An 11,958-nucleotide genomic window follows, 5' to 3' on the forward strand; every position below is an offset into this window, starting at 1 on the left:
GGGTCTTCCTTTAGTATCCGCTGTCTGTGGTCAGCACATGGTGGCCCGGCTCCACCTCTCTATACGTCGACGGCTCTGCCACATAGCTGGCAGGATGGATCGGCGATGGAATAGGTTTGAAATTCAAATCCTTCTCCGACTTCCGCCGCCGCGGGTCGGCGATGGGAACCGCCTTCATCAGAGCTTGGGTATAGGGGTGCTGCGGGTTTTCAAAGACACGTTGACGCGAGCCCAACTCGACGATGCGGCCCAGATACATGACGCCGACATAATGGCTCACCCGCTCAACCACCGCCATGTCATGGCTGATGAAGAGGAAGGACAGTTCCATCTCGGCTTGAAGCTCCATCATCAAGTTCAGCACCTGCGCCTGTACAGACACATCAAGGGCCGAGACGGCCTCATCCGCGATGATCAGCTTGGGGTTCAACGCAAGCGCGCGGGCGATGGCGACGCGCTGGCGCTGACCGCCCGAGAGTTCATGCGGGAAGCGCCGCATAAAGCTGCGCGGCAATTCAACCCGGTCAAAAAGCATCTCGATCCGTTTGGTGATCTCCGCCCCTTTGAGCGTGGCGAAGTTGTGGATCGGTTCGGCCACCTGATCGGCCAACTGCATCTGCGGATTCAAAGACGCAAAGGGATCTTGGAAGATCATCTGCATATCCAGCCGCGCGGTGCGCAGGGCTTTTTGATCAAGCGCCATAACGTCGACACCGTCGAGGTTCACCTCCCCCGACATCGGCTCAACCAACCGCAAGATCGACCGACCAGCGGTGGATTTACCACAACCGGATTCGCCGACAAGGCTCAAGGTTTGGCCCTTATTGATGCTAAAGGACAGGTCTTCGACGGCATGAACATTGGCCACGGTACGACGCAGGAAACCACCCTGAACCGGGAAGCGCGTGGTCAGGTTTTTGACCGACAGCAGCACTTCGTCGCGGCCTTTGATCGGCAGGATTTCTTTGTCTTCGGACCCCAGAAGCTTCATCGGTTCAGGATAGGGCTTGCCCGTCATTTCGCCCAATTTCGGAACAGCCGCGAGCAGGGCTTTGGTATAGGGGTGCTGCGGGTTCTCAAAGATTTCCTCGACCGTGCCCTCTTCGACCTTTTTGCCGCGGAACATGACGACCACACGGTCAGCCATCTGCGCCACCACGGCCATGTCATGGGTAATGAACATCACCGCCGTGCCAGTTTCGCGCTTCAGTCGGTCCATCAGCGCAAGGATCTCGGCCTGAATGGTAACGTCGAGTGCGGTTGTCGGCTCATCCGCGATTAGTAGGCGCGGCTCGCAGGCCAGTGCCATGGCGATGACAACACGTTGACGCATACCACCCGACAGCTCATGCGGGTATTGTTTTAGCCGCCGCTCAGGCTCGGGGATACGAACCTGCCGCATCAATTCCAGCGCGCGCGCCTCCGCTTCTTGGCGGGTCATGTTCAAATGCAGGCGCAGACCTTCTGTCATCTGCTTGCCGATTGTGAACACCGGGTTCAGCGCGGTCATCGGCTCTTGGAAGATCATACCGATCTCATTGCCGCGAATCTTGCGCATCAGACTGCCGCTGCTGGCTGCCAGATCGATCTGGCCCTTTTCACCGCGCTCAAAAAGCAGGCGACCGCCTGCTATTTCACCGCCGCCATATTCAACAAGCCGCATCAGGGACAGCGAAGACACCGATTTGCCCGACCCTGATTCCCCGACCACGCAAACCGTCTCTCCGGGATTGATGTCAAAACTGACGTCCTCAACGCCCACAACCGGGCCGTCTTTGGTCTGAAATTCGACGCGCAGGCCCTGAATTTGGGCGATTGGCGCCTCGTTTGTGTGATCCAGCATCTGTTTCCCTGTTGTTTTTATTGGCTCAGATTTCGCCTGACGCTACGGCGGATTTGATAAGACTGTCAAACCTGACGCGCGGGCGTTGGTCTTTGTCATAAATGCGCCATGTCCGGCCTTGCAATTTTCGGCAAACCTGTTTCGATATGCCCCATGCGGTTTGGAAAGAGCGCTTCGATCACAGGTTGAATATTACTTGTTTTGTTATGTTTAGCTGGTGAAGCTCATGTTCTTTCCGGGGCGACAACAACAAGGCGGGGGCAATCCCGTCGACAATAAGTGGCACGTCCACGTGTCCAACATGGAGTAAGATATGAAATTGAAAACCCTATTGATGGGGGCTGTCGCATCGACTGCGTTTGCCCCCATGGCCTTTGCCGAAGCCCATGAGGGCGAGCGCGGCCGCGATGGTGAAGTCAAAGTTATTTATTGGCAGGCACCGTCGATCCTGAACCCCTATCTGTCCTCGGGCACCAAAGATGTTGAGGCCTCCTCGTTGGTTCTTGAACCGCTTGGCCGTTATGACGAAACCGGCGCGCTGGTGCCCTATTTGGCCACCGAAATCCCGACGCTTGAAAACGGCGGCGTGAGCGAAGACCTCAAGACCATCACATGGAAGCTGAAAGACGGGCTGCTATGGTCTGACGGCACGCCCTTCACCGCGAATGACGTCAAATTCACCGCTGATTACTGCATGAATCCCGAAGGCGGCTGCGCGCAGTTGGCGAAATTCGAAGGCGTTTCTTCGGTTGAGGTGATCGACGACCAGACGGTCAAGGTGACCTTCTCTGAGCCGATGCCAAACCCCTATGGCCCCTTCATGGGCGGCCAATCCCCCATCATTCAGGCGGCACAGTTTGCTGATTGTACCGGCGCCAAGGCGCCCGAGTGTACCGAAGCCAACTTTAACCCCATCGGCACCGGCCCTTTCACCGTAACAGAATTCCGTCCCAATGACGTAATCACCATGGCCGCCAACGAAAACTTCCGCGACGCAGGCAAACCCGCCTTCGCGACGCTGACTTTCAAAGGCGGCGGTGACGCGACTGCCGCGGGTCGTGCCGTGATGGAAACGGGTGAGTTTGACTACGCATGGAACCTGCAATTGGCCCCCGATGTCATCGCCAAGATGGCCGAAGGCGGCAAGGGCAAGCCCATGTCGGCATTCGGCACGTTGGTTGAGCGTCTTGAGCTGAACATGACCGATGCCTCGCCAGACCTTCCAGAAGGTGAACGCGCCACAGCTAAACATCCGCACCCGATCCTGAGCGATGAGAAAGTCCGCCGGGCGCTCTCCATGGCGATCGACCGCGAACTGCTGGTCGAGGTCGGCTACGGCCAAGCAGGCCGCGCCACCTGCAACATGGTGCCTGCGCCTGAGCTTTACGCGTCGGACAATACCGACTGCCTGACCCAAGACATCGAAGGCGCCAAGGCGCTCTTGGACGAAGCGGGCTGGACCGACACAGATGGCGACGGTGTACGTGACAAGGACGGCGAAAAGCTGGCCCTGCTCTACCAAACTTCCACCAACGCCGTTCGTCAGGACTTCCAAGCGCTGATCAAGGATTGGTGGAGCCAGATCGGTGTTGAAACCGAATTGCGCAACATCGATTCTTCAGTCTTCTTCGGTGGCGACCCCGGTTCGACCGACACGTTCCAGCGTTTCTATGCAGACGTTGAAATGTACGCCAACAACTTCGATGGCACCGACCCGCAAAGCTACCTTGCTCAGCGGACCTGCGCCAAGTTCCCAAGCCCGGAAACACAGTGGCAAGGTGAGAACATCAACCGCTTCTGTAACGAAGAGTATGATGCGATGGTGGCCGAACTGGGCCGCACCGGCGAAATGGAAAAGCGTGGCGAACTGGCCAAAAAGCTGAACGACATGCTGACCAAGGACAGCTACTCGATCCTGCCGCTGGTTGACCGTGGTCGCGTCTCGGCTGCCTCCAACACCCTTGGTGGCGTTGTGCTGAACACATGGGACTCCGAGCTGTGGAATGCCGCCGATTGGTACCGCATGGAAGAGTGATCTAGGACGGAGGCGCGGCATACTGCGCCTCTCTTCACCGACCTTCGGGGGTGTGCGACATCCGCACGCCCCCTATCGCCCCCACCCCCACAGACTGACTTACAAAGGCGACGCCCATGTTGACCTTCACCATCCGACGACTTCTTTTGTCGATCCCGACGCTTTTGTTTATCAGCCTGGTGATTTTCCTGCTGCTACAACTCGCCCCCGGCGACCCGATGGCCCAAGTGCCGCTGACGGTCCCGCCAGAGGTGAAAGAAAAGATGCGCGAGGCGCTCGGCCTCGGACAGCCGATCCATATCCAATACTGGAAATGGCTGGTTCAGGTCTTCTGGATCGAGCCGCAGGTCTTCATCGACTATCTGACCAACCGTTCCACGCTGTTCGGCTGGCTGCCTGACACCGCCCTATCAGAGGGCAAGCTGCGCGTGATCTCTTGGCAGACCCGCTCCCCGGTGATGGACATCGTGATCCAGCGGATGCCGCAGACCCTCTGGGTCGTGGGGCTGGCCTATATTGTGGGCATCGTTATCGCCATCCCGATTGGCATCTATTCCGCCTACCGCCATTACTCGGTCTTCGATCAGGCCGGGACATTCATCACCATGGTCGGCTTTTCGATCCCGCCCTTTTTCACCGGCCCGCTGTTGATCGTGATCTTCTCGGTTACGCTTGGCTGGCTGCCGTCGATCTATGACACCACCCATGTCGTGAACGACTGGGCCAGCTTTAAGGTGCAGTTCATGCAGATGATTATGCCCGTCATGGTGCTGGCGCTGCAAACCACGGCGCAGATCAGCCGCTACATGCGCGGTGCCATGCTCGACAACCTCAACCAAGACTACGTGCGCACTGCTCGCGCCAAAGGGCTGAAGGAGAGCGTCGTCGTCATGGTCCATGTGCTGCGCAACTCGATGATCCCGGTGGTCACTATCATCGCGCTTGGGATGCCCGCCATCTTTGGCGGCGCCATCATCACCGAGAACGTCTTCAAGGTGAATGGCATCGGCCAGCTTCTGTTGACCGCGCTGCGTGCCAACGATCTGCCCATGGTGATGACCCTAACCTTTATCTTTGCGGTGTTGATCGTTCTGTTCAACCTGATCGCAGATATCCTCTACGGCCTGCTTGACCCAAGGATCCGTTATGACTGAGCAACCCATTCCCGCCAGCCCGGTCGAAGCCGACCTCGAATTCATGAAAGCCCTGCAAGACAAGGGCCCGCAGAAGCCGCCGCGCAGCCAGTGGCGCGATGTTTGGGACCAGTTCCGCAAGCACAAGGGTGCGCTCTTTGGCGGCTCCTTCCTGATCTTCATCACGCTTGCGGTGATCTTTGGCCCCTATATCTGGGACATTGACGCCAAGAAACTGGACATTCGCAACAAGGATTGGCGGCCGATCTATACGCTCTTGTGGGACGGTGACGCCAAGGCAGGCTGGATTCACCCCTTCGGCACCGACCAATTGGGCCGCGACATCCTTGCGCAGATGCTCTTTGGCGGGCGCGTGTCGATGGCCGTGGGCTGGATGGCCATGGCGCTGGCGCTGATTATCGGTACAGCAATCGGCGTGCTTTCGGGCTTCTTCAAGCGGATGGACTTCTGGCTCATGCGCTTCACCGACCTGATCCTGAGCCTGCCAATTCTGCCATTGGTGCTCTTAGCCGTGACACTCTTCGGGCAACCGCTGCGATCTCAGTTCGGCCCTGAGGGCGGCATGTTCATCCTCATTGTTTCGGTCATCAGCCTGACCTCATGGATGCAGACGGCGCGGATCGTGCGCGGCGACATTCTGGCGCTGAAAGAGCGTGAGTTCATCCTTGCCGCCCGCTCCATCGGCACCACACCGGGCAAGATTATCCGCCGGCACCTGCTGCCCAACGTGATCTCGCCGATCATGGTTTCGGCCACGCTGGGTCTGGCCACGGCGATCATCACCGAAAGCGCGCTAAGCTTTTTGGGCGTCGGCTTCCCCTCGGACTTCCCGACATGGGGCAAGCAACTGGCCGACGCAGTGGACCGGATGCAGGAGTTCCCCGAGCGCGTGATGCTGCCTGGCATCGCCATCTCGCTGACCGTGCTGGCGGTGAACTACCTTGGCGACGGTCTGCGCGACGCGCTTGATCCGCGCATTCGCGGACGCTGAGCCAAATAAGGACCGACCGGCCCCTGCCCATCGCGATGGGGACCGGTTGTTTCGCGGCCCCTGACGCAGGGTGAACAGCGTCGCCTATTTTTCCATCGAAACAGAAAAAATTTCGCTGACGCCGGTGGCCCCAACGTCAGCTTTCACTTGATTGTGACCCCCAGCCCCTCCAAATGGGAAATAATTCCGTTTTTGAGGGTTTTCGCGATGTTTGAGTCTTTCGGCTTTGAAGAGACGACAGCAAAAGAGGCGTCCGTTCTGTTGGCCGCGCTCATCGGGCTGGCGTTTGGCGTCTTGGCACAGCGCACGCGCTTTTGCTTTCGCCGCAGCCTCGTGGGCGAAGACCGGCGTCAAGCGCTCGGTGTCTGGCTCACCGCGCTCGCGCTGGCGGTGATTGGCACCCAAGCCGCCGTGGCCGCGGGTTGGATCAGTTTCGACGCGCATCGCTTTATGGCCTCTGAAGTGCCGTTTCTGGCGATTGGCATCGGCGGGCTGCTGTTCGGCGCGGGCATGGTGCTTACGCGCGGCTGCATCTCTCGCCTCACGGTGCTGACAGGCGGCGGCAACCTGCGCGGGGCGCTGGTGGTGCTGGTCTTTGCCGTGGTGGCCCATGCCACACTCAAAGGGGTTCTGGCACCGCTGCGCGTGGCTCTCGGCTCGGTGACTGTCGATATGGGGGAGAGCGTGAGCCTTGCCACCCTACCCGGCGGCGCGCTGGTTTGGGGCGGTTTGATTGCTGTGGCGGCGCTGGCCTATGCGCTGCGTTCGGGCAACCGTCCGGGGCAGTTGGTGATGGCCGCTTTGATCGGACTTTTGGTCCCTGCCGCTTGGGTCGGTACCGGGTTTATCCTGCTGGATGAATTCGACCCGATTGCCATGGAGAGCCTCAGCTTTACCTCACCTTCCGCCGACACCCTGTTCTGGATCATCGCCAGCAGTTCAATCCCCGCAGGCTTTGGCACCGGGCTTCTGGGCGGCGTCTTTGTCGGCGCGCTGATCGCCAGCCTAATCGCGCGTGAGTTTCAGTGGCAGAGTTTTGACGCCCCGCGTCAGACCGGCCGCTACCTAACCGGCGCGGCCATGATGGGCGTAGGCGGTGTGCTGGCCGGTGGCTGCACCTTAGGCGCGGGCCTTTCGGGTGTCCCCACGCTTTCCGTCGCAGCCATTGAGGCCATCGTGATGATCGCACTGGGCGCGCTGGCCATGCAGGCCTTGCTCAGCCGATCTTCCGCCGCAAACGGCGCAGGGTCCACCACACGCCAAGTACAACCGGCAGAGTGACAAGGGCGGTCAGCAGCCCTTTGCTGACCGCCAAAGGCTCGGCCAGCGGGTATAGCAGGTAGCCTACCAGCGACACTGCGTAGTAGCTGATTGCCACCACTGACAGCCCCTCGACCGTATGCTGCAGCCTGAGTTGCAGGTCAGCGCGCCGGTCCATGCTGGCAAGGATCGCTTGGTTCTGGGCCGAGCGTTCCACATCCACCCGCGTGCGCAAAAGCTCCGCAGCCCTTAATGCGCGGGCGGCGATGGTTTGAAGCCGCGTTTCGGTCGATTTAACCGTGCGCATGGCGGGCGCATAGCGGCGCATCATAAATTCCCCGAACCCCTGCCGCCCCATGAAGCGCGCCTCGCGCAGGGCTGAGATACGCTCATAGACAATCGCCTCATACGCGCCTGTTGCGGCAAAGCGATAGGCTGTCTCGGCGGTCAGCGCCTCAAGCGCCACCGATACGTCCAAGAGCGCGTGCAAAGTCTCTTCCGCTGCCGTGCCCGCCCCGCTGCGCATGGCCTCCATGAGGGTCGAGAGCTGCCCATCCAGATCATTCAGCGCCGTTGCCATTTCTCGCGCCTGCATGAAGCCCAGCATCGACATGGCCTTATAGGTCTCGATCTCGCACAGCCGTTGCACGATCCGCCCGATCCGCCGTTGCCCGGTCGCGGCATCGGTAAAGAGCGCCAGCCGCAGATGCCCCGCGGGATCAATCCGAAAGTCGCTGGCCACCACCGCCGCGCCATCCAGCACCTCGGCCACGGCGAGACTTTCCGGCACGAACCAGTCTTGCAGGTGGTCTGCAATCTCTTCATCCACCGTGGATTTCGGCAAAACTGCCAGCAGCGCCGATGTGATCCGTTCGCCCTGTATCTCTGACAACCAATCATCGGGAAAGGCATCGAAATCCGACGCGGCAAAAGGCGCAGAGCGGCCAGCAGGGGCGATCACCGTATAGGTAACGAATTCCGTATGCTGCTCCCATTTCAGGGTGAAACGTCCCATCTCGCCATAGTAATGCGTCGCCTCTGCATCCGCCCGCGGCGCGCCGTAGTGGGCCAAGAGAGCGTTCAACTCCCCCTGTGCAACTGCGCCCGGGGCCAGCTTCACCGCCAGAAACGCAACCCGCGAAGGGGCTGAAAGCTGCGGAAAGGGGCGCGCATGCATTTCACCGGTGAGGGCAAGCCGCTGGGGGTGGTCTTTGATCGGGGCCATGGCGGGATCCGCTGCTTAAGATGTCATGTTCCGGAGAGAATAGCGCCAATGGCGCCAATGAACAGATAAAAAATGACATGTTTTCATACACTTAATGTGTACCGACGTATACCGCCAATAGAAACAACAAACGCCCCACCGTTTCCGGCGGGGCGTATGATGGGTTGGGGACCGGGAATTTTTCAAAAATTCCCGGACGTTTTCTTTTAAAGAAAACGATTAGTCGATCAATGGCAGCAGTTTATCAAGGCTGGCTTTCGCATCACCGTAGAACATCCGCGTGTTTTCCTTAAAGAACAGCGGGTTCTCGATGCCCGAATACCCAGTACCCTGCCCGCGCTTGGAGACGAAGACCGTCTTGGCCTTCCAGCATTCCAGCACCGGCATGCCAGCGATGGGGCTGTTGGGGTCTTCCTGAGCGGCAGGGTTCACGATGTCGTTGGAACCAATGACAATCGCCACGTCGGTGTTGGGGAAATCATCGTTGATCTCATCCATCTCCATCACGATGTCATAGGGCACCTTGGCCTCGGCCAGCAGCACGTTCATGTGCCCGGGCAAACGGCCCGCCACTGGGTGGATGGCGAAACGGACGTTCTTGCCGCGGGCCCGCAGTTTCTTGACCAACTCGCTGACCGCGCCTTGGGCCTGAGCCACCGCCATGCCGTAGCCGGGGATGATGATGACGCTGTCGGCCTCGTTGAGCGCCTGCGCGACACCGTCGGCCTCAATCGCCACCTGCTCGCCCTCGACTTCCATCGCCGGGCCAGATGTCCCGCCAAAGCCGCCGAGGATCACGCTGACGAACGAACGGTTCATCGCTTTGCACATGATGTAGCTCAGGATCGCCCCCGAAGAGCCGACCAGCGCACCGACCACGATCAACAGATCGTTGCCAAGCGAGAAGCCAATCGCCGCCGCGGCCCAGCCGGAGTAGCTGTTGAGCATCGACACAACCACCGGCATGTCAGCACCGCCGATGCCCATGATCAGGTGATAGCCGATGAAGAGGGCGGCCAGCGTCAGCACGAACAGCGGCAGGAAGCCCCCGGTGTTGAAGTACCAGATCAGACAGAGCAGCGAGAGTGCTGCCGCAGCAGCGTTCAGCATGTGACCGCCCGGCAGTTTCGTCGCAGCAGAGCTAACCCGCCCTGCCAGCTTGCCGTAGGCGATGACCGAGCCGGTGAAGGTCACGGCACCGATGAAGATGCCAAGGACCAGTTCAACCCGCAGGATTGCGATTTCAACACCGTCCTTCTTGGCCAGCAGCGCCGCGAAGCCTTCGGTCGACGCGCGCGCCACCTCGTCCATCGCCAGCACGTTACCCAGTTCGATATGGGCGTTGTAGCCGACAAAAACGGCGGCAAGGCCAACGAGGCTGTGCATCGCCGCAACCAGTTCGGGCATCTGCGTCATCTGCACGCGGGTGGCCAGTTGATAGCCGATGGCCCCGCCCGCAGCGATCAGGATCAGCGAGAGGAGCCAGAACCCCGCCCCCGGCCCGATCAACGTGGCAACAACCGCCAGCGCCATGCCTGCGATGCCATACCAGACGGCGCGTTTGGCGCTTTCCTGACCTGACAGACCGCCCAAGCTAAGGATGAAGAGAACCGCTGCAACCACATAGGCTGCTGTCGTAAATCCGTATTCCATGATGCGTGCTCCTTCAGGATTTCTGGAACATGGCGAGCATGCGCCGTGTCACGAGGAAGCCGCCGAAGATGTTGATCCCACACATGAAGACCGACAGAGCAGCAAGAATAATGACCAATGCCGAGTTCGAGCCGATCTGCATCAGCGCGCCCAGAATGATGATCGAAGAGATCGCGTTGGTCACCGCCATCAGCGGCGTGTGCAGGCTGTGCGCCACGCCCCAGATCACTTGGAAACCGACGAAGACCGCCAATACAAAAACGATGAAGTGCTGCATGAAGCTGGCTGGCGCCACAAGGCCCACACCCAACAACACTGCCGCACCCACGGCCAAAAGCGTGACTTGGTTCTTCGTCTGCGCTTTGAAGGCCGCCAATTCGTCAGCGCGCTTCTCTTCGGGGGTCTTCTCCTTGACCTTTTCCTTCTTCGGCGCTGCCGCGATGGCCGCAACCTTGGGCGGAGGTGGTGGGAAGGTGACCGCTTTCTCGTGGGTAATGGTTGCCCCACGGATCACGTCATCTTCCATATCGTGGTTGATAACGCCGTCTTTTTCGGGCGTCAGATCCGTCATCAAGTGTCGGATGTTGGTCGAATAGAGCGTCGAAGCCTGAGTCGCCATGCGCGAGGGGAAGTCAGTATAGCCGATGATGGTCACACCGTTGTCGGTGACGATCTTCTCGTCCATCTTGGTCAGCTTACAGTTGCCGCCCTTTTCCGCCGCAAGGTCAACGATGACAGAGCCCGGCTTCATCGCCGCGACCATGTCTTCGGTCCAAAGCTCTGGCGCTTCGCGGTTGGGGATCAGCGCCGTGGTGATGACGATGTCCACATCGGGCGCAAGCTCGCGGAACTTAGCCAATTGCGCTTCGCGGAATTCCGGCGAAGAAACAGAGGCGTAGCCGCCGGAGGCGGAGCCATCGGCTTGCTCTTCCTCAAAGTCGAGATAGACGAACTCAGCGCCCATCGACTCAACCTGTTCGGCCACTTCGGGGCGCACGTCGAAGGCAAGCGTGATGGCACCCAAAGAGGTCGATGTGCCGATGGCCGCAAGGCCCGCAACGCCCGCGCCGACGACCAGAACCTTCGCCGGGGGCACCTTGCCCGCCGCGGTGATCTGCCCGGTGAAGAAACGGCCAAAGTTGTTGCCCGCTTCGATCACCGCGCGGTAGCCCGCGATATTCGCCATGGACGACAGCGCGTCCATCTTCTGGGCACGGCTGATGCGCGGCACCATATCCATCGCCATGACGGTCGCGCCCTTTTTGGCGGCGGCCTCCATCAGGTCGGTGTTGCCGGCGGGATTGAACATGGAGATCAGCGTCTGGCTTGCACGGAGGCGTTTTACCTCGGCGTCAGACGGGGGGCGCACCTTGGCGACCACATCGGCGGCCTTCCACAGGGCGGCAGCGGTTTTCGCCACTTCAACGCCTGCGGCTTCATAGGCAGCATCATCAAACCCCGCAGCCGCACCGGCGCCCGTTTCGATGACGCAGGTATGCCCGAGTTTCTGCAGTTGCAGCGCGCTTTCCGGCGTCATCGCGACCCGGTTTTCGCCCTCAAATATTTCCTTTGGTGTCCCGATCTTCAAACCAAGATTCCCCCTTTGCTGGCCCGTTCCGCCGCTTTGGCGCAACTTTGTTAGTCAGACCGATAGCGCGGGCGCAGCAATAGTACAAGCAAACCGGCAGGAGAAACGATGCGAATATGCTGCACTGCCACATTGGGGGAACGGTTTGCCGATTTCGACGCAGTGCTAGAACATCTGTTCCACCCGCTGCCGAGGGCATGGCCTGAAGG

The 11,958-nt window shown here is 59.8% G+C and carries 8 protein-coding genes; 4 read left to right on the plus strand and 4 right to left on the minus strand.

Going from position 1 to position 11,958, the window contains the following annotated elements; translation table 11 throughout:
• Positions 1-10 precede the first annotated feature (10 nt).
• Positions 11-1,843 carry an ABC transporter ATP-binding protein gene (locus BM229_RS05295; protein ID WP_093926592.1) on the minus strand — a complete coding sequence of 611 codons (1,833 nt, stop codon included), beginning with the start codon at positions 1,841-1,843 and terminating at the stop codon, positions 11-13.
• Positions 1,844-2,156: 313 nt separating this feature from the next.
• Here BM229_RS05295 and BM229_RS05300 point away from each other — a divergent pair, with 313 nt between their 5' ends.
• From BM229_RS05300 to BM229_RS05315, 4 genes are all read left to right on the plus strand, one after another.
• Complete coding sequence (locus tag BM229_RS05300) at positions 2,157-3,878, plus strand: peptide ABC transporter substrate-binding protein (RefSeq protein ID WP_093926593.1); 1,722 nt, start codon at positions 2,157-2,159, stop codon at positions 3,876-3,878.
• Between the two features lie 116 nt (positions 3,879-3,994).
• Positions 3,995-5,032: an ABC transporter permease gene (locus BM229_RS05305; RefSeq protein WP_093926594.1), complete on the plus strand. Its 1,038-nt coding sequence runs from the start codon at positions 3,995-3,997 to the stop codon at positions 5,030-5,032.
• Positions 5,025-6,023, plus strand: a complete 999-nt coding sequence (locus BM229_RS05310) for an ABC transporter permease (protein WP_093926595.1) — start codon at positions 5,025-5,027, stop codon at positions 6,021-6,023. Before BM229_RS05305 ends, BM229_RS05310 begins: the two co-directional genes overlap by 8 nt.
• 207 nt (positions 6,024-6,230) lie before the next feature.
• The gene (locus BM229_RS05315) at positions 6,231-7,304 is read left to right on the plus strand and encodes a YeeE/YedE family protein (RefSeq protein WP_093926596.1); all 1,074 of its coding nucleotides are present in this window, start codon (positions 6,231-6,233) and stop codon (positions 7,302-7,304) included.
• Here BM229_RS05315 and BM229_RS05320 read toward each other — a convergent pair.
• From BM229_RS05320 to BM229_RS05330, 3 genes are all read right to left on the minus strand, one after another.
• Positions 7,240-8,508, minus strand: a complete 1,269-nt coding sequence (locus tag BM229_RS05320) for a DUF3422 family protein (protein WP_093926597.1) — start codon at positions 8,506-8,508, stop codon at positions 7,240-7,242. The genes BM229_RS05315 and BM229_RS05320 overlap by 65 nt on opposite strands.
• A gap of 219 nt (positions 8,509-8,727) precedes the next feature.
• A complete protein-coding gene (locus BM229_RS05325) occupies positions 8,728-10,161 on the minus strand; it encodes an NAD(P)(+) transhydrogenase (Re/Si-specific) subunit beta (protein WP_093926598.1) in 1,434 nt (477 codons plus the stop codon).
• Positions 10,162-10,174: 13 nt separating this feature from the next.
• A complete protein-coding gene (locus BM229_RS05330; protein ID WP_093926599.1) occupies positions 10,175-11,749 on the minus strand; it encodes a Re/Si-specific NAD(P)(+) transhydrogenase subunit alpha in 1,575 nt (524 codons plus the stop codon).
• Between the last annotated feature and the right edge of the window lie 209 nt (positions 11,750-11,958).

The sequence above is a fragment of the Sulfitobacter dubius genome (assembly GCF_900113435.1).
Lineage (GTDB): Bacteria > Pseudomonadota > Alphaproteobacteria > Rhodobacterales > Rhodobacteraceae > Sulfitobacter > Sulfitobacter dubius.

Coding starts and splice junctions, on each gene's coding strand:
- BM229_RS05300 (WP_093926593.1), top strand. CDS start 2,157: ATGAAATTGAAAACCCTATTGATGGGGGCTGTCGCATCGACTGCGTTT.
- BM229_RS05320 (WP_093926597.1), bottom strand. CDS start 8,508: ATGGCCCCGATCAAAGACCACCCCCAGCGGCTTGCCCTCACCGGTGAA.
- BM229_RS05310 (WP_093926595.1), top strand. CDS start 5,025: ATGACTGAGCAACCCATTCCCGCCAGCCCGGTCGAAGCCGACCTCGAA.
- BM229_RS05295 (WP_093926592.1), bottom strand. CDS start 1,843: ATGCTGGATCACACAAACGAGGCGCCAATCGCCCAAATTCAGGGCCTG.
- BM229_RS05305 (WP_093926594.1), top strand. CDS start 3,995: ATGTTGACCTTCACCATCCGACGACTTCTTTTGTCGATCCCGACGCTT.
- BM229_RS05325 (WP_093926598.1), bottom strand. CDS start 10,161: ATGGAATACGGATTTACGACAGCAGCCTATGTGGTTGCAGCGGTTCTC.
- BM229_RS05315 (WP_093926596.1), top strand. CDS start 6,231: ATGTTTGAGTCTTTCGGCTTTGAAGAGACGACAGCAAAAGAGGCGTCC.